Annotated in this window: 17 protein-coding genes; 2 read left to right on the forward strand and 15 right to left on the reverse strand. The window is 65.1% G+C overall.

The window, feature by feature from the left end:
- Positions 1 to 483: 483 nt before the first annotated feature.
- Both QAR72_RS02680 and QAR72_RS02685 read left to right on the forward strand, forming a co-directional pair.
- Positions 484 to 768, forward strand: a complete 285-nt coding sequence (locus QAR72_RS02680) for a hypothetical protein (protein ID WP_304615821.1) — start codon at positions 484 to 486, stop codon at positions 766 to 768.
- Positions 769 to 844: 76 nt separating this feature from the next.
- On the forward strand, positions 845 to 1,159 hold the full coding sequence (locus QAR72_RS02685; protein ID WP_304615822.1) for a hypothetical protein: 315 nt from the start codon (positions 845 to 847) through the stop codon (positions 1,157 to 1,159).
- A 48-nt stretch (positions 1,160 to 1,207) separates the two neighbouring features.
- Here the strand turns inward: QAR72_RS02685 and QAR72_RS02690 are convergent, their stop codons facing one another.
- From QAR72_RS02690 to QAR72_RS02760, 15 genes are all read right to left on the reverse strand, one after another.
- Complete coding sequence (locus QAR72_RS02690; protein WP_304615823.1) at positions 1,208 to 1,630, reverse strand: hypothetical protein; 423 nt, start codon at positions 1,628 to 1,630, stop codon at positions 1,208 to 1,210.
- 108 nt (positions 1,631 to 1,738) lie between these two features.
- Positions 1,739 to 2,239, reverse strand: a complete 501-nt coding sequence (locus tag QAR72_RS02695; RefSeq protein ID WP_304615824.1) for a hypothetical protein — start codon at positions 2,237 to 2,239, stop codon at positions 1,739 to 1,741.
- A gap of 14 nt (positions 2,240 to 2,253) precedes the next feature.
- Entirely contained in the window at positions 2,254 to 2,886 is a 633-nt protein-coding gene (locus tag QAR72_RS02700) for a peptidoglycan-binding domain-containing protein (RefSeq protein WP_304615825.1), read from the reverse strand.
- 66 nt (positions 2,887 to 2,952) lie between these two features.
- Positions 2,953 to 3,243, reverse strand: a complete 291-nt coding sequence (locus tag QAR72_RS02705; protein ID WP_304615826.1) for a hypothetical protein — start codon at positions 3,241 to 3,243, stop codon at positions 2,953 to 2,955.
- The gene (locus QAR72_RS02710; protein WP_304615827.1) at positions 3,236 to 3,634 is read right to left on the reverse strand and encodes a hypothetical protein; all 399 of its coding nucleotides are present in this window, start codon (positions 3,632 to 3,634) and stop codon (positions 3,236 to 3,238) included. The genes QAR72_RS02705 and QAR72_RS02710 overlap by 8 nt, the downstream gene beginning before the upstream one ends.
- 8 nt (positions 3,635 to 3,642) lie before the next feature.
- Positions 3,643 to 4,038 (reverse strand): hypothetical protein, encoded by a 396-nt coding sequence (locus QAR72_RS02715; RefSeq protein WP_304615828.1) that lies wholly within the window; start codon positions 4,036 to 4,038, stop codon positions 3,643 to 3,645.
- Positions 4,035 to 4,817 (reverse strand): hypothetical protein, encoded by a 783-nt coding sequence (locus QAR72_RS02720; protein WP_304615829.1) that lies wholly within the window; start codon positions 4,815 to 4,817, stop codon positions 4,035 to 4,037. The genes QAR72_RS02715 and QAR72_RS02720 overlap by 4 nt, the downstream gene beginning before the upstream one ends.
- A 5-nt stretch (positions 4,818 to 4,822) precedes the next feature.
- A complete protein-coding gene (locus tag QAR72_RS02725; RefSeq protein ID WP_304615830.1) occupies positions 4,823 to 5,260 on the reverse strand; it encodes a hypothetical protein in 438 nt (145 codons plus the stop codon).
- Positions 5,257 to 8,046 (reverse strand): hypothetical protein, encoded by a 2,790-nt coding sequence (locus QAR72_RS02730; protein WP_304615831.1) that lies wholly within the window; start codon positions 8,044 to 8,046, stop codon positions 5,257 to 5,259. The genes QAR72_RS02725 and QAR72_RS02730 overlap by 4 nt, the downstream gene beginning before the upstream one ends.
- A gap of 158 nt (positions 8,047 to 8,204) precedes the next feature.
- Complete coding sequence (locus tag QAR72_RS02735; RefSeq protein ID WP_304615832.1) at positions 8,205 to 10,082, reverse strand: hypothetical protein; 1,878 nt, start codon at positions 10,080 to 10,082, stop codon at positions 8,205 to 8,207.
- Positions 10,083 to 10,092: 10 nt separating this feature from the next.
- Positions 10,093 to 12,105, reverse strand: a complete 2,013-nt coding sequence (locus QAR72_RS02740) for a hypothetical protein (RefSeq protein ID WP_304615833.1) — start codon at positions 12,103 to 12,105, stop codon at positions 10,093 to 10,095.
- Entirely contained in the window at positions 12,105 to 12,470 is a 366-nt protein-coding gene (locus QAR72_RS02745; RefSeq protein WP_304615834.1) for a DUF6950 family protein, read from the reverse strand. The genes QAR72_RS02740 and QAR72_RS02745 overlap by 1 nt, the downstream gene beginning before the upstream one ends.
- Positions 12,471 to 12,575: 105 nt before the next feature.
- Positions 12,576 to 13,154 (reverse strand): hypothetical protein, encoded by a 579-nt coding sequence (locus QAR72_RS02750; protein WP_304615835.1) that lies wholly within the window; start codon positions 13,152 to 13,154, stop codon positions 12,576 to 12,578.
- Positions 13,151 to 13,822: a hypothetical protein gene (locus QAR72_RS02755; protein WP_304615836.1), complete on the reverse strand. Its 672-nt coding sequence runs from the start codon at positions 13,820 to 13,822 to the stop codon at positions 13,151 to 13,153. The genes QAR72_RS02750 and QAR72_RS02755 overlap by 4 nt, the downstream gene beginning before the upstream one ends.
- The gene (locus QAR72_RS02760; RefSeq protein WP_304615837.1) at positions 13,822 to 16,017 is read right to left on the reverse strand and encodes a hypothetical protein; all 2,196 of its coding nucleotides are present in this window, start codon (positions 16,015 to 16,017) and stop codon (positions 13,822 to 13,824) included. The genes QAR72_RS02755 and QAR72_RS02760 overlap by 1 nt, the downstream gene beginning before the upstream one ends.
- Positions 16,018 to 16,060 lie beyond the last annotated feature (43 nt).

Below are 16,060 nucleotides of genomic sequence, written 5' to 3' on the forward strand. Positions count from 1 at the left end.
CGGAGGCTCGATCGAGGACTACAACGACAACCACCCGCACTCAGGGCTGAGAATGCGCTCGCCCCGCGAGTTCATCGCAGCCCAAACCGCAACCGCCTGAGTGTCCGGTGAAACGGGGGCAAGACCAAAGACGTGAAAATCCAGCTGCTTTAGTTCGGTGAAGCGAAAGGCATTCCCCAAAGTCCATTAACACGTTGATCTTATTGGTGACCCCGGCAGGATTCGAACCTGCAACCTGCCCCTTAGGAGGGGCTGGCACCCCGCGCAAATCCAGCGAATCCACGCAGAAAAGCAGCCCCCATTACGCCGATGTTCCCCGTTTGGACAGAAAAACGGGGCCTGCACAGGTCCAGTGAACCAAAGAGCAAACCCCCGCCATAAAGAAAAGCACCTTCAAGGTGCGTTTTCCTCTTGCGCTACGCACTCGCTGGGTGCATAAATAGGACATGGAAACGGGCAGGCGCCCAAACGGGAGACAAAGAAATGGCCAACTACTCCGCAGCCGGTTACATGATCCAAGACATCCAAGGCACCGCGATCTATGGCGTCGGCGCCACCGTCGATGAAGCCTGGCAGCAGGTCGCGGCGCTCGCGGGGCCTTTCTTCGATGCTTACGGCGAACTGATCAGCGATGACCAAGCCTACGACACGCAGTTCAGAGCGTATGGGGCAACGGCTGATTTGATCAAAGAGGTCCAGTCTTGCGGCGGGGCGATCAAGTGGGACGTGACCCAGGGTATCGCCCATCTCCCCGAGAACGACGACTGATTCCCATCCCGTCAAATTCGGCTCGCTGATCCAGGCGGGCCAATCCATCCCCGGCAATTTATCACAGGGAAAACCCATGAAGGCGATCATCAACGGCAAGCGTTTCGACACCGACAAGGCAAACCTACTGGCCGAGGTCAGCCACGGCTACAGCGGAGACTTCCATCGCTACGAGGAGGCGCTTTATCAGACCCCCCGCAGCGGGGCCTATTTCTTGGCAGGCGAGGGCGGGCCGCGCAGCCGCTATGCAATCAGCGACCGGCCCGGCGAATGGCGCAGCGGCCAAAAAATCACGCCCCTGACCGCCGACGAGGCGATGCGGTGGGCCGAGGAACACGGGCTGACCGACCTGCTGGAGGCACATTTCTCGGACCGCATCGAGGACGCATAAATCGCCTGATGTCAGCCCGCCGATGGTGCTTGCCTCCGACAGGCACCATCACTCCGAGATCGCAACCTCAATCTCGGACCAGTCCTCGGTCGCCATGTCGAACCGGACCTTCGCGGCATAATGATGCCGGATCGACACCCCGAGGCGGTTGTCGGCATCGACTGTGCCGGTCACCGTGTAGATGCAGACGCCCTCGTCATCGCTCGGCATCAGATAGGCGGTATGATCTCCGAACTTGGCGCTGCGGGGGGACACCAGCCGCTCTTTCACATAGGCCTCGGCACGCATAGGCGCACGCCATGAGACGTCCTGATGCGCGCAGCTCAGAGGCTCCGCAGCCGCCACATTGCCGCCCGCATCTTCCGGGTCAGGCGCGAAGATCGCCAGCCCCATCAGAGCGACCACCAGCCAGCCGGTCACGATCGTGAACTTCCCGCCGCGCGAACGCTCGGACCACGCTTTCTTCGCCATCCCTGTCACCCTAATACAAACGACCAATGGCGCGATGATTGCCCGGCAGGCGTCACGCGCGCAAGCGCAAGCGCCACCTTGCCCGCATGTAGCGCGGGCGCAGCCGCCTCATCGGCCCCCCGGCGCGCCAGCGCGGATCAGAGCCTGCGTCAGGTGATCCGGGGCCACCTTGGCGATCTGCTTGACCAGCTCGGCCTCGGCCATGTCCTGCAGGTGCTGGCGCGAGCCGAGCTGGTCGCGCTCCAAGCCGAAACGCCGCAGGCTGTCCGCTGCGCCCTCGTCCACATAGGGCAGCATCTGGCGGGCGGCGGCGCTGATCCGTTTGCCGATCGGCGTATCCGCCGCCTGGTCCAGCACCCAGGTCAGCGCCAGGGCGCTGGCACGCTCCATTGCGGTTTGGATCGTGGCCCGTGCGCGGGCATCCAGCTGGGCGCCGACCAGCCGTGCGATGACAGCGGCGATGGCCGAGGTCGCTGCCGTCGCGATTGCCGTGATGATCCAGGCCATAGCCTGATCCACGATCCCGGCCGAGGTCGCGGCCAGCGCGGTCAGCGGGGCCACGATCAGCGCAGCCGAGAGGCCCGCCAGAGCGGGGGTGATGCGTTTCATGGGTCTCTCCGATGTCAGGGGTTCAGAAGCTCGCAGCGCACCGCCTCGCGCAGGCGGTTGCCGATCTGGATCGGGTCGCCGGGCGCCTCCATGCCCGGCAGCCAGGTGATGTCCCATTTCCAGCGCTGGACGATGCCGAAGGTCGGCTGGATCTCGGCATGGCTGAGCATGGACCAAGGCGAGACCGGGATGTCGTATGTCCGGGCCAGCCGCGCCGTCTCGCGCACCATCTCGACCAGCTGGACAGGCAGGATCGGCGCCCGGCCCCGGTCAAAGGGCCGTTCATTGGCGCCCGCCATGGCGCAGATGGCTATGCCCACCGCGCCGCCATTGGCGTTCAGCGTATGGCTGCGCTGGACGGTCGGCTGGACAGGACGCACGACAGGACCGGTGGCAGGGATCAGGGCGTGATAGGCCGCCAGATCGGTCGCGTTCGGCACATGACCGCCTGCGGTCCAGTGCCAGTGGATGCGGGTGATGCCCGAGGCATGCTGAAACGGCAGGCCCTTTGCGTGTTGCGCGGCGCGCGCGGCTTCGAAAGCCGCGCGGGTGCGGGGACCATCCACCCCGTCGATCGGGCCGGGCCAGAAACCCAATGCGGCACAGCGCGCTTGCCGCGCGCGCACCGCGTTCATCACAGCGGTCATGGGGTTCTCCAATGCAAAAGCCCCGCGCGATGGCGGGGCGTGGGTCAGATCAGCGGATGCGCGGGGTCAGCGGTGCCGGTCGCTGCGCTCTTCCAGGATGGTCTCGACGCGGGTCATGCGGTCGCGCAGGCCGCGAAACTCGCGCTCGCTTTCCTTCTGCGCTGCCGCGAGCTGACCGCTCACCTTGTCAGCCATGCGGTCGATCTTCTCAGACAGCTTGTCCACGGCGGCAGCGCTGGCCTGTCCATCGTCGCGGTCAAAAAAACCGTATTTCACCGCCAGCTTGTAGCCGACGAACAGCAGGAAGCCGGGCAGGCCGACAGCGGCGATCATGGAGGTGAACGCGACTTCAGTCATGGCGAGGCCCTTTCCTGGCGGCGTCGGAGATGTCAAAGGCCGCCAGCAGCGCGACAGCGACGGCCAGCGCGCCGGACGCGATGACCACGATATCAACCCCGGCACTCGGTAGGGCGGCGACCACGAAGGACGCGAAATAGGTCATCATCCAGGCGGCGATCATGATGCGCGTCGGCGCTGTCCACCAGCGCCGGCCATTGATGAACAGCGCCGCCAGATAGGCGGATGATGGGACCAGCATGGCCAGCGCCCACCAGACCGCCGGGTATTTCACGGCGGCCCCGTAAACCGCTTCGGACATATGGAAATGCCCGGTCTTGGCAGAGATCCAGAACGCACCGCCCATCAGGAAAAGCAGGAAATAAAAGAAAAAGCGGGCGCCCTTGGTCATGTCACGGTTCATTTGCGCCGCCTCACGCCTGCAACGCCGATAGCGGCCAGGATGGCGAAGGCCAGCGCCACAGCCGCCCCGCGATTGCGCCACGCCCCTGCGGCCACGACAGCGCCGCACAGGACGGCCACAGCGTCCACGATGCAGTCAGCCAGCCCCGCGCCGAAGAACGCAAGCTGTGCGCCCTCCCACAGTGCCGCATAGGCCACAGACGCGACCGCCGCCGCCTGCCATGCCGTCAGCCGGGGAATGTCAGCCCACCGCGCGACCGTGGCGAATGCCCCGCCGATCAGCGCCGTCAGAAAAACCCCGATGGCGAAGTGCCCAAGCAGCGCCGCGCCCCATGTGTATGCGTCGGCCTGCGCGTCTGGCGTCTGCATCATCTCTCGAATGAGGTCCATCATGCCAGCGTGATCCCGTGCTTTGCGGCGACATAGATCTGCGCGGCGGTGAGTGCTGCGGCTGCCTGCGGATGGTCTGACAGCACGCCGAACACGTCCCCGATGCCGCCGTTGAAGCGGCTAGACGTGTCCAGGCCCTTGCCCAGATCGAGCAGCGGGAAATTGGCGTAGCTGTGACCGAATGTCCGCGCCAGTGCGCCGTTCTGGAAGAAGTTGCCCGCGGTTGCGCCCATCGACATGCGGAACAGCCCCTTGGCCGTCGTGTAGGGGAAGCGCGGCGACAGCGAGACAAGCGTGGTGGTTCCACCGACGACCCGGCGAAGGGTTAGGTTGGTGCCGCTGGCGTTGGTGTCAAAGCGGATGTCGGTCTGCGGGTCGGGCGACGGCTTGCCGAACAGCCGCATCCCGTTGGTCCACGGCGACTGCATGATCCAGCAGAAATCGACGCCCCGAATATCGGCTGCGTTGTTAAGCTGGACGTAGCCCCCTGTCCCGCCGCTGAATTGCAGCATCCCGTTGACCAGGGGCAGCGCGTTGCCCACGACCGTAGCCGAGAATGCGCCGCCCGCGCCGCCGATGTTTTGCAGCGCCACGACATTTCCGGATGCGTCGAGCGTGGCGTTTTCGTCCGACAGGTAGATCAGGATCGCGCCGCTGTCGAAATACGGCTGCAAGGGGTGCCCGCCGACCGTGGGTTTGGTCCACAGCAGATCGGCCCCGCGATATAGCGCCTGCGCCTCGACGCCGCCGTAAAAGAGGCGCGAGGCGTTGCGGAGGTCCAACACACTCACAGTTGCACCACATAAAATACGCCATCCACCGGGTTGACCGGTGGCGCGGTCAGGATTTGAACCGGCGGGGGCGATCCGCGCAGATCACCGGTCTGGAAGGTGGTGTTGTCCGTGAACGTGAACGTCACCCTCCCCGTCGCCGGGTCGTAAGTCGTGTCGCTGATCCCGCGCCCGTCCTGCCCTGCTGCCCCGCTGCCGCCCGCGCCGGTCGGGAAACCGGGCACGACAACTTCGGTCGCGTCGGTCAGGATCAGCGTCAGTTCGCCCGTCGCCGCGTTGAAGGTCGCATTGGCGATGCCAACGCCCTGATCCCCGGTGACGCCCTCCCACACATCGGTAAGGGCCGCGTTGATCTGGTCCAGCAGTTCCGCGATGCTGGCCTCCGCGCCGGTCGGCGTGTCGGTGATCGTCAGGTCGATTTGCGGTGCGCTCATTGGAGCCTCCATTGCAGCGGGTCGCCCGCGTCGGTGGTCAGGGTGAGGGGTTGGCCGTTAGCCGTGCGCCATTGGACGAACCGGGTCAGTTCGGGCGGATCAAGCGAGATATTGAACCGCGCCGCGATCCAGCTTCGCGCAACAGCGGTTGCATCCTCGGCCTGCGGGTGATCCTCAAGGATGCCCAGAACATCGCCGAACAATCCGTTGTATTGCTGGAAGAAGCCTTCTGGCCCAGAGCCGACGCGCTGGATCGGGAAGGCCGGGAACGTCAGGCCCGCGCCGGGCGACGGATCGTCGTCATCGTCAGGATCGCCGCCGATGCCGATGCTGCCACCGCCTTCATCGTCTTCCCACTCGCCCGCCAATGTGCCGTTGATCCAGACCGTCAGGCTGTCGGAGCGGAGCAGTATCTCAATCAGGCACACGTCCAGCGGGAAAAATGCCGTGTCGGCTGTGATCCGCCGCCTGTTGCCGCCGAACGGGTCGGGCTGCATGAATAGATCGACAACTCCGCCTTGAGACGCTGGCTTCGCTGTAATCAGCGCCCCCATCGGGTTGCCCTCAGCGTCCTCGCCCTCGAAGCCGAACACCTGCGGGCCGAACTGCGTCGCGTTGCCGTCGATCACGAACATCAGGCGCACGTCCTTGATATCCGCAGGCTGCGAGGTGGTCACAACGCTGTCGTCAGTGACAATGACGCCGCGCCCCTCGACCTGTAGCGGCTCACCGGCAACCGTCGCGTCGAAAGGCTCACCAGCCGCGCCAGCGTTGGCAATCGCCGTGACCTTGCCGTCAATGTCTTTGACAAAGCCCGCGCTGGTGTGGTGGATCAGGATCGCGCCCGACTGGTAGTAGGGCAGCAGCGGGTTTTCCGGCGCAGGCGGCAGGACAGGATCGCCGCCCTCGCTGTCGCCAAAGCCCAGGATGCGCCGTCCGAATGCGTCAAAGCGGTTGATCCCGCGACCGAATGCGTCGAACAGCGAGGTCTGCCCCTCGGCCAGAGGCGGAGGCACGGGCGGGCCGATCTGGTCCGCATCGCCCGGCAGAATATCCGCAGGCTCGGACCAGCCCGGCCCATACCAGCCGTCCGTGATGTCCAAAACGTATTTATGCAGCGTGGACAGCAGCCCGCCGCCATGCGCCATCAGCACATGCCCGCCGCCCGGCAGATTGACGATCAGGTCATCCCCCGAAAGGAAGGACGGCGACCGCACGACCTGACAATGCGCCCGAAGCTGCGCCGCATTCTGGAACTGCCCCTTGAACGATAGCCTGTCGCCGCGCTGCGGGTTGAAGCCGTAGATGGAGACGAAGGTTGACGCAGGGTCGATGATCGTCTGATTGTTCCAGCCGTAGGGATAGCTGATCGCCGCAAAGCCCCCGGCGCGGGTATAGACGCGCGCGGGACCGCCCTGCGAGACGACCGCATGGCTGCCCGGCCCCAAGCGGACAACACCGCCGCCCTTGCCGAGGAAGTAGTGATTGCGCCGATAGGTCGTATTCTGGTGGTCCCAGATGACAGTCTTGCCGTCGCCGCCCACCGTGATGCTGTAGGTCGTGCCGCCCGGTGGCGTGTGGACCGTCAGCCCGCGCCCGCCATAGCTGATCGCGGCATCCCCGGAATGCGTGATCGCGCTGTTCGGCAGGCCCTGATTTAGCAGCAAGTGCCAGCCGTCCGGCTCCCACCCCTGTGGACGGATCGAGTTGAAGGGGTTCAAGCCGATGAACGAATAGCCCTTGATCCCCGATTGATCCCCGACAGGGCCGTAATAGCGCGGGTCTTGGCCGTCGCGGTGCGCCAGTTGGTTGACCCACGCCGCGCGCGTGTTGCGGTAGTCGTCCTGCAACGCCCCGCCGCGCTGAATGCGGATGACGCTGTTATTGGCGTAGTTCATGAACGGCCAGAACGTGATCCCGCAGGCCTTCTTTCCCGGCCACAGCCCTTCACGAAGGTAGTCCAGATGCCGCGCGATGAAGAAGGACCGCCAGCCATTCCCGCCGCGCCGGTCGGTATCCATCCATGCGCCGTCGATGTTGGTCTCGGTGATGGCGATGGGGATAGACCCCGCCGCGCCGAACCGCTGCGTGAAGTTGCGCGAATGATCCGCCTGCGTGCGGCTGGCTTGGTCGAAGCCTGGGTAAAAGTGGATGCCCAGCAGCATGTGCGACAGGCCCACGGCCTGCACCATCGCATCCCACGCATTCATCCCGCGTTGCGGAAGGAAGGCCTGAACCAGCACGTCGATACGGCCATTGTAAGCCGCAGCAGGGGCGATCAGGAACCGGCCCGGCATCCGTGCTTTGACCAGATTGGCAAGCGCCTCGACATGATCCACGAAAAGGCCGTGGAAATAGGCCGGGTCGTTGAAGCGCTGCGCCGCCTGCAAGTAGCTGGCCGGTTCGTTCATCAGTTCAAAGCCGACCGATGCCGCTTTCAGGTCTGCATGTTCGGGCCGATCCAGCATGTCCAGCAGCCGCAGATACCCCGCGATCTGCCGCTGGCCGAGGAACGTGAACGCCGCGTTCGTCTCGGCCCGGTCGCTGGTCGGCGGATAGATATTTGGGGCCACCCGCCGACGCGTGCCGGACATGATTTCCTGCGTCGGGCCGTCGTGCCAGTCCCACACGATCTTGCCCCCTGATGCCGCCCACAGCTTGAGAAACTGCATGTAGAGCGGATGCAGCGTCAGATCGCCCGGCGTGGCCTCCACGAAATAGTCGTGGTGATACGGCGCGCGCATCGTGTCCACCGAAGGCGGCAGAATTTGCGTCAGGCCCGCCATCAGCCCCGCAGGCGTCTGGCCGGTGTTCAGCGACCACGGCACCTGCGGGGTTTCGTAGAACCAGAACCGGTTCATCGCCTCAAGGTCGGGCCGGTAGTCGATGATGCCGTCCGTCTGGAACGTCACCATGTCCAGCGGGCGCGTGGGCAGGATGCTCATCAGCCACGCCCCGCCGTCAGGGGCCGGAACCGGATTTGCAGGCGGCTGTCCGCGACGTTCGGCGCCCGGCTGTAGAGCATCGGGGCGCCGCCCGTGATCGTGATGGACGCTGCATCGCCTGCGAGGTCGTGGACGATGACATTGGCGCCATTGACCCGCACGCGGATTTGGCTGCCCTCGCGCGAAACCCGGACCTGCGCGGGGCTGGCCGAGGTCGGGGCGATGGTCAGGGACGCGCTTGCAATCTGGGTATAGCTGTTCGGCCCGGTCGCGCGATAGAGGAACACCCCGCCAGTCTGGAACAGCGCCATGAAGCCAGCATTGCCAAGGCGATCCGAATTGACGCCGAAGCCCACGCCCTGCCGTGCCGCAGCCGACAGCGACGGGAAAAGTTGCTCAATCTCGCCCTCGATCCAATGATCCGTGGGATACCATTCCCGGCTGACAACCCGCGTCGATGCGTTGTCATGCGAGGGCCGCAGCCAGCCCGCATTGACCTGCATCCCGCGCGATACTGCCCCGTCCTGATAGATCAGCCGCCAATCGACCGGCGCCGCATTGTGTAGCGTCCCGGATGCCGGGATTGCAAAGGTCACGCCGCCCGCGAAAATCTCGCGCGTGCGGGCAAGGCTCTCGATGCCGAAGCCCCGGAAATTGACATGCCGCAAAGACACAGCACGCTCACCAGCCGCAGCAGGGACGAGATAGTCCCCCGGCACCGGCAAGCCGTTCGGCCCGTTGGGAATGCTGGCAAAAGGCCCGTCGTCCAGCGCATACTGGATGCCCTCGATAGACGGGCGCGACGGCGGAACCGCGAAGATGCGGACCACGCCCTGCGTGCCATTCCCGGCGTTGCGGAAATCCCAGGTGTCATCCGTGGGAACGTCAGGCTCGGCGGATTGCAGCACCGATTGCGTGTCATACGGCCCCATCGGCCCCTGAGGGAAAGCGGGCAGCGGGTCGAACACCTCCCACTCAAACAGGCCTTGCTCTTTCGGCAGCGGGCGCGCGGGAATGTCGCCGGTCATCTGCACGATGGTGCGCCGCACCTCGCCACCGATCAGCGCGTCTGTGGCATCCGCCCTGCCGGTCAGCGTTGCCAAATCCTCGGCAACGAGGTCTTGCAGGACGCGCCACCGGTTTTGCACGCGGAACAGGGTCGTGGGTCGATCCGCCTGCACCCGCCCTGCGCCAAGCGGCTGGCCCGCCGAATTGCGAAGCTGCAACGGCTCGCTGCCGTCAATCGCCAGCGTGGCCCCGGCGCCATTGGCAAAAGGCAGCGTGACTGTGACCCGCCGCACATTTGCAGCCGTGATGCCCGTGCCTGCAAGCCCGCTCGGAATGCTGGCCGTGATCGCCGTGGCCGTGCCGCCGATGTTGGTCAGTTCAATGTTGCCCGCTTCAACGATGTTGTTGATGCGGTTGGCCCGCTCGGCTGCCAGATCGGCCCGGCTGCTCTCGATCAGCACGCGCAGGCGAGTGCCGGAACGCATCAGGCCATAGAGGCGATCCGGCTGAAATGCGTTGGCAGGCCAGATGCCGTCATCCGCGTTCCGCACATCGAACGTAGTGCTGCCAATGGTGATCGTCGGGTTCTGCCCCGAATTGGCGAGGATCGGGCGAAACAGCAGCAGGTGGTTATTGCCCACAGCAGAGACGCCGAAAACCGCATCCAGGCTGGCCGTGATCGCGTTGCCCGTGCCGCCGACGCTGGTCAGCAGGATCGGCCCCGTCCGCCTGATCATCGTCAGCAGATCGGCCTCGATGCCGTTCGTGCCGTTGATCAGGTCGTTGAATAGGTCGCGGTGGTGTGCCTTGTTCGTGGGCACAGCATCGGAAATCACGGTCCCCACGGGCCGCGTCAAGGGAATAGGCATGTGATGATCCTCAGAGGGTGCCGATGTTCACGGGGGCGGAGGTGATGCCGCTGCCATTGCCCGACCGCAGCCAGTAGGTTTCGGGGGCGGGGGCGTTCTGGATGGTGGTCGTGACGGTGCTGGACTGGTCGCGCACCCATTTGACAAAGGTCGCGCCAGCGAATGTCGGGCCGCGCCAGATGCCGGTTTGGGCGTAGTTGGCGCCAAGATCAGGCTCGAAAACGATAGTGATCGTGTTGCCTGACCGGCTGGCCGAAATCAGGACCGGCTCGGCGGGCGGCGTGCCGTTCGCCACGGCCACGATCCCCGTTAGCGTGGTCCACGGCCCCCACCGGGTCAGGTCGCTGGTCTCGACCGCCGTAGCCGCCAGACCGGACAGCACCCACCGACCCCGGACCTCGTAGGTCTGCCCGTCCGACAGCGGGGGCGTCCTGAAAAAGCCCGTGGCCTGATTGACCTCAAGCGCGGCCCAAGGCCCCCCAGTCGGCCGGAATTGCACCTGCACGATGTAGCCCGTGGCCGGGGCGACCGTGCCACTGATGACCGCCTGCGAGACGGCCACGCCGGCAATCACCGGGGCGACAATCTCGGGCAGCGTATGCACGTCACTGCGCGGGGGCGCGGCGGGTTTCTGCCCCTCCTCGGGCGCCGTCCATGCATAGGCCGCAGGATCGTCGCTTTCCAACTCGACCTTGACCACGCCGTCAGACGCGCCCAGATCAAGGGAGAGGCTCACAATCCGCATCGGCACGTTGTTAAGGCCACGGTCGGGGCGATGCAGAAACACACGCTCTTGCCCGATCAGCCGCAGCCCCCAGAAGCGCAGGGACAGCGTGGCGGTGATCTGCGGATTTTCCCGCGCCGCCGCGATCTTTGCCAGCGCCCGCGCCTGCCCGTGGTGCTGGACGAACGGCAGGCCCAGTTCGCGGGGCTTGGTCTCCCCGAACCGCGCGATTGCCCGCGCATCCTCCCAAGGGTCAGCCGTGGTCTCGGTGTAGTCCAGAGACGGCTCGACGTATTGCGGGACCAGCGTCGTCACGCGGTCAAGCTGGCTGCGGCCCATGCCGTAGTTCATGCTGACGATGTGCTGCCGCTCGATGGTGATCGTCGGCGCCTGATACGTCCCGACCCGGACGCCAATCTTGCCTTCCGGCGTCAGGTAGAGCGACCCGGCGCAGCTTTCCATGATCCGGGCCGCAACGTCCTTGCGCGGCTCGGCCAGGAAATACGACCCCCCCGCTGCGAAGCGAGGCCGCGTGCCGCCAGCCGTGGGAACGGTTGCGTTGCACTCGGCCCGCGCCGCGTTCCAAATCGCCGTGTCGAAATCGGCGCGCGGGATGGTCCCGGCCCCGTCCGCTGCGAGATAGTGATACGCCTGCCGCACGGGATTGGTGCTGAAATCGGCAGGCTCGTTCGTGATCGGCGCGCAGATCGCCCCCCGGACGATGGCCGAAATGACAGGCGGGCGCCCGCCCGGATACACGTCCGCGACATTCTCAGGCTTGACCGCCGAGAACTGGCCGAGGAAGGTCGCCACCCCGTCCAAGCGGTGCGCCGTGGTCCAGCGCATCGGGAACGCCGAACGCAGGTCCGCATAATCCCCGCCCGAGAATTGCGAACCCCGGCCCGTCCGCATCCGCAGCCTGACGCGGCCCTGCCAAGGCGCGGTCTGCACCCAGCCGTCGGCATTGACCGTCACCGGCTTGCCGTCGAGATACCACTGCTCCACGGCGTCGATACCGCCCGTCGCCACGGCCAGCAGCACGAATGCCCGCCGATCCCCGCCGACATTGGCCCAATCGGCATACATCAGCGCCCCGGACGTGCGGACCCGGCCAAAGTGCTGTTGCCGATCCGCCGACCCGCTCGTGACGGTCGTCTGCATGTCCTGCGGCTTCGGACCAGACGGGCGGTTCAGACGCGCCACTACGGCGTTCAGGGTCAGCGAAATCGCCGTGTTGACCAGAAAGGCCCCGACCGTCGTTTGCGCGAAAGCCAGAACAACAGGGATGACCTGCGGCATTATTCACCCCACGCAATCAGCGGTTTCAGCGGCGCCTCGCAAATCCCGCGCACCGTCCGAAACGCCCAGACCGGGCCGCAGCAGATCGCCGCCACCTGCCGTCCATCCACACAGACGATCCCCACATCACCGGATACGGGCGAAGCCGTCTCACGCAGGGGCGGCATCCACGGGCGGATCGTCTCGGCCAGCCCGCCAGCGATCAGCCGCGCGGCCCCGGCCTCGTCGTCATAGGCCCCACGAAAAGCCGCAGCCGGATCATGCCCGAAGCGCAGCTTGCACCAGTCCGCGACCCACATCGTGCAATCGGTCTCACCCCATACCCACGGCAGCCGAACGCCCGCCGCGATGTAGCCGTCAAGCATGGGCAATCCGGCGCATGAGTGCCGTCGCCTCGTCATCGCCAGGATCGGACCAGCCATGCGAAATCACCGGGCGAACCCGGAACAGCCAAGCGAACATGCGGAACCTCACAGTTGCAGCCAGCCGGTAAATTCAGCGCCGCCGCTCGTCTCGTATTGGGCCGCGTATTCGCAGCCACGATCACCGGGCGACCGCATCTGCTGGTCCCGGTCGGTGTATTTGCCAAGCAGGGTTTCGTTGCGGTCGCGGAAAGGCCCCTCGACCCGGACCACGAACTGCTCCGTGCTGACGCTCTCGTCCTGCCGAATGTCCGCTATCCGGCCACGATGCAGCACCACCGCAGGCCCGACCGGCATACCGTCCGCGAACAACTGCATCCGCTGGATCACCAGACGGTCGCGCCATTCGGCCTCGTCCTGCATCGCCGTGGACAGATCAGGCGTGATGTAGCCGAAGCGGTATTCCACAGGCGCGGCCACCATCGGGCCATCCTCGGGGAAGGCCAGCTCACCCACCGAAATAATCGCATGGGCCGGAAGCCAGTTGTTCGTCCCGTCGTTGTAGGGCGTGCTGCCCTCGATCAGCCGAACCGTGCCGGATGCAAACTGCACCTCGAACATCCGCCGCGCCTCGACCGCATCGCGGTTTGCGTCAAGCAGCGCCGTTTGAGCCGTGGTGAAGGTCATCGGTCGAAGCTTTCCTCGAATGTCAGCGACACCGGCTCCCCGTAGGACAGGATACCCCGCGCCCGCTCACCCTCGCCATCGGTCGCAAAGCGCGCATGGACCATCACAGGCGCCGTTTGCAGCGTGGCCCCCGAAGGAATGGCAGCACGAAGCGGCGGCTCGATCTGCGTCACGCCGCCCGCTACGCCGACCACGCGGTAAACGAACCCGTTATGGCTGAACAAATCCCCGATCCGAAATCCGGGCCGCGTTGGCTGCGTCAGCGTGACGGTGATCTGGCTGGCCCCTGCCGCCGCAGAAGCAGCCGTGACCATCGGGTGAACGCCTTGCCCCGTGGTCCAGCCGGTGCCGTCCGTGTGATAGGTGCCGTCACTCCACGGCTCTTGCAGGGGCGATACCGAATTGTCATAGGCGAAGGCGTCGTAAAGCGGGATTGCCGCCGTGTTGAAACGGCCTCGCATCCGCGAAACCAGCGCCTCAAACCGCTTTAGCCTCTCCGGGTTAGGCTCAATCGCCAGATCAAACCGGAACCGCCAAACCGCCGTGCCGCTGTTGATGATCTGCTCCGACCCCGAAAGCCCGCGCCCGGCGCTGCGGTTGGTCCAGTCGATGAAATAGCTGGTCAGGGTCAGCCGGAAATGCTCGGACGGCCATTGAATTACCGCCATCAGCCTGCCCTCACTCGCTGCTCTCGATTGATCCGCGCAATGGTCGCCGGTAGCTGCTGCCGTTCGCGCGCCAGTTCCATGCGGATATTGGCGATGTCGTCTTGCGAGACGTTGCCGCCAACGTGTATCGTCGGGGCGTAGGTGATATTGCCTGCGCCGCCCCCGCGCGTGTGGTCGATGACAGTCTCATTCGGGTGCAAGATCGCCGGGAAGCCCCCGCGCCCGTCCACGCCGCCAGAACGCGGGCCGGAACCGGTGAAGCCCCCGCCTTCATAAGAGCGCGGCGAGACAGCCCTTTGGATTGCCTGCGTCAAAGGATCTGCGCTGACAGAAGGGGTCAGCAAGTCGCCCACAAAGCTGGAAACGCGGCCCATCCCAGGAAGCCGGAAAATGGCGTTCATCGCCTGCACGCGCGCGATCTGCGCCAGAAGGTCTAGAACTGCCTGCTTCGCGCTCTTGCTGCCGTCGATCACGCTACCGAACAGGCTTTCCAAAGCCCGCTTGCCGTTTTCAGCGGCGCGGGCAATGCGCTCCTTGGCTTCCTTGAGGCGGTCAATCTCGGGAATAAGCCGCTGCACCTCGGCAATCTGCGCCGCCGTGGCGCCAGTGCCGAGTTCCTGCACCGCGTGATAGATGCGCTCCTGCTCGGCAGTCATGCCGATAGTCGCTTGCAGGTCCCGATACTCTTTCCGCAGCCGTTCCAGCGCTTCCCGCGCTTGGCCAATCGCTTTCGATGCGCCCGATTTTCCGCCGCCGCCCTTGCCGCCACCTGCTGCATCGGACACGCCATCGAGGGCATCAGCGAAATCATCTGCCGCATCGGTCGCGCGGTCTAGCCCGTCGCCTGCGGCGTTAATCGGCTCTAGCGATTTCGTGACAGCATCCGCAACGGCCAGACCCGCATCGCGGATGCGCTGCCCGCCTCGGACAATCGTAGCCTCGGCAGACCCATAGAGGCTATCAGCCAAGCCGCCGATTGCCGCCCCGGCGCTGCTCATGCCCATCATGCCAAGCCCGAGGCTTTCGCCAATGCCGGACCCTGCCAAGGCGTTCCATGCCGCAGCCATGCCGTTGACAAGCGTATCCCACGCATGGCCGATCAGCGCGAACCCGGCGATGAACGATGCCGCGATACCTTGCGCGACCCCGGCCATGATTTCGGCCAAGCCCCAAGCTGTGTTGCCTACGCCAAGGAAAACAGCCTTGCCGACCTCATAGACGCGCTGCAATGCCTGCGAGAACCCGCCCGCCGCTGAAACCAGCCTGCCGAACCACATGACCAGTTCAGCAGCGCCGATGATAAGCAGGCCAATGCCCGTGCGCGCGATTGCAGTTCGCAAGAGCGCTAAGGCCCCGCTCAGGGATAGCGTTGCCAAGCGAGCCGCGACCAGAGCCGCGACATAGCGAACGCCAAAGCCCGCGACCGCAACGCCAACATAGACCGAAAGCCGCTCAAAGTTGTTGATCAGCGCGTCAATGACGGTCCGCAGGGTGCCGCCTGCCCGCATGCTGTCGGTTATGGCCTCGGCCAGCCGCCCGAACGACGGGACAAGCTTTAGCGCAAGCTGCTCACCGACATACTGGCTGATGATGCCAAGACGCCCGATCCGGTCATTAGCCAGTTCGATCTCGTCAGACTGCGTGCTGCTCAGGGCCAGCCCGTAATCCTCAACGTCCCGACGTGCGTTGCGGAAAGCATCGCCACCCGCCATCACGGCAAGCAGCATCTCGCGGTTGCGGATGCCCAAATCTTGCAGCAGCACAGATGCCTGACCCGTCGAAAGACCAAGGTCTTTGATCCGATCAGCGATTAGGGCAAGCTTTTGGTCTGCATCAAGCCCGTCCAAGTCCGCAACGGCAATGCCAAGTTGCCCGAGCGCACCAATGGCAGCCTTACTACCCCGTGCAATCTGACGATCCATTGTCTGAACGGCGTCTGCAAGCGTAGAAACAGCAACGCCAGCTTCGCCTGCCGCCATCTCAAGCGCGCGGAACCCGCCAATGCTGGACCCAACCCGCCGCGCAGCCTTGGCCGTCTTGTCGATCTCCGCTGCGCCCCGCATCGCCATGGCGGAAATGGCAGCGCCAAGCGCCGTTGCCGCGCCAGCGACTGCAAGGAACTGATTTCGCAACGCCGCCAGCGGTTGACGGGTGTTTTTCACGCCGCGCTCGAATTGGGCGCTGTCCAAGCCCATGTTGACACGGAGGGCGCCGATCACTGACTGTGCTATGATACAC

The organism is Paracoccus sp. (in: a-proteobacteria), from assembly GCF_030604785.1.
In the GTDB taxonomy this organism is placed as follows: Bacteria; Pseudomonadota; Alphaproteobacteria; order Rhodobacterales; family Rhodobacteraceae; genus Paracoccus.

Excerpts from the sequence above, each read along its gene's own strand:
- QAR72_RS02680 (WP_304615821.1), top strand. The coding sequence starts at position 484 with ATGGCCAACTACTCCGCAGCCGGTTACATGATCCAAGACATCCAAGGC.
- QAR72_RS02685 (WP_304615822.1), top strand. The coding sequence starts at position 845 with ATGAAGGCGATCATCAACGGCAAGCGTTTCGACACCGACAAGGCAAAC.
- QAR72_RS02690 (WP_304615823.1), bottom strand. The coding sequence starts at position 1,630 with ATGGCGAAGAAAGCGTGGTCCGAGCGTTCGCGCGGCGGGAAGTTCACG.
- QAR72_RS02695 (WP_304615824.1), bottom strand. The coding sequence starts at position 2,239 with ATGAAACGCATCACCCCCGCTCTGGCGGGCCTCTCGGCTGCGCTGATC.
- QAR72_RS02700 (WP_304615825.1), bottom strand. The coding sequence starts at position 2,886 with ATGACCGCTGTGATGAACGCGGTGCGCGCGCGGCAAGCGCGCTGTGCC.
- QAR72_RS02705 (WP_304615826.1), bottom strand. The coding sequence starts at position 3,243 with ATGACTGAAGTCGCGTTCACCTCCATGATCGCCGCTGTCGGCCTGCCC.
- QAR72_RS02710 (WP_304615827.1), bottom strand. The coding sequence starts at position 3,634 with ATGACCAAGGGCGCCCGCTTTTTCTTTTATTTCCTGCTTTTCCTGATG.
- QAR72_RS02715 (WP_304615828.1), bottom strand. The coding sequence starts at position 4,038 with ATGATGGACCTCATTCGAGAGATGATGCAGACGCCAGACGCGCAGGCC.
- QAR72_RS02725 (WP_304615830.1), bottom strand. The coding sequence starts at position 5,260 with ATGAGCGCACCGCAAATCGACCTGACGATCACCGACACGCCGACCGGC.
- QAR72_RS02730 (WP_304615831.1), bottom strand. The coding sequence starts at position 8,046 with ATGGCGGGCCTGACGCAAATTCTGCCGCCTTCGGTGGACACGATGCGC.
- QAR72_RS02735 (WP_304615832.1), bottom strand. The coding sequence starts at position 10,082 with ATGCCTATTCCCTTGACGCGGCCCGTGGGGACCGTGATTTCCGATGCT.
- QAR72_RS02740 (WP_304615833.1), bottom strand. The coding sequence starts at position 12,105 with ATGCCGCAGGTCATCCCTGTTGTTCTGGCTTTCGCGCAAACGACGGTC.
- QAR72_RS02745 (WP_304615834.1), bottom strand. The coding sequence starts at position 12,470 with ATGCTTGACGGCTACATCGCGGCGGGCGTTCGGCTGCCGTGGGTATGG.
- QAR72_RS02750 (WP_304615835.1), bottom strand. The coding sequence starts at position 13,154 with ATGACCTTCACCACGGCTCAAACGGCGCTGCTTGACGCAAACCGCGAT.
- QAR72_RS02755 (WP_304615836.1), bottom strand. The coding sequence starts at position 13,822 with ATGGCGGTAATTCAATGGCCGTCCGAGCATTTCCGGCTGACCCTGACC.
- QAR72_RS02760 (WP_304615837.1), bottom strand. The coding sequence starts at position 16,017 with ATGGGCTTGGACAGCGCCCAATTCGAGCGCGGCGTGAAAAACACCCGT.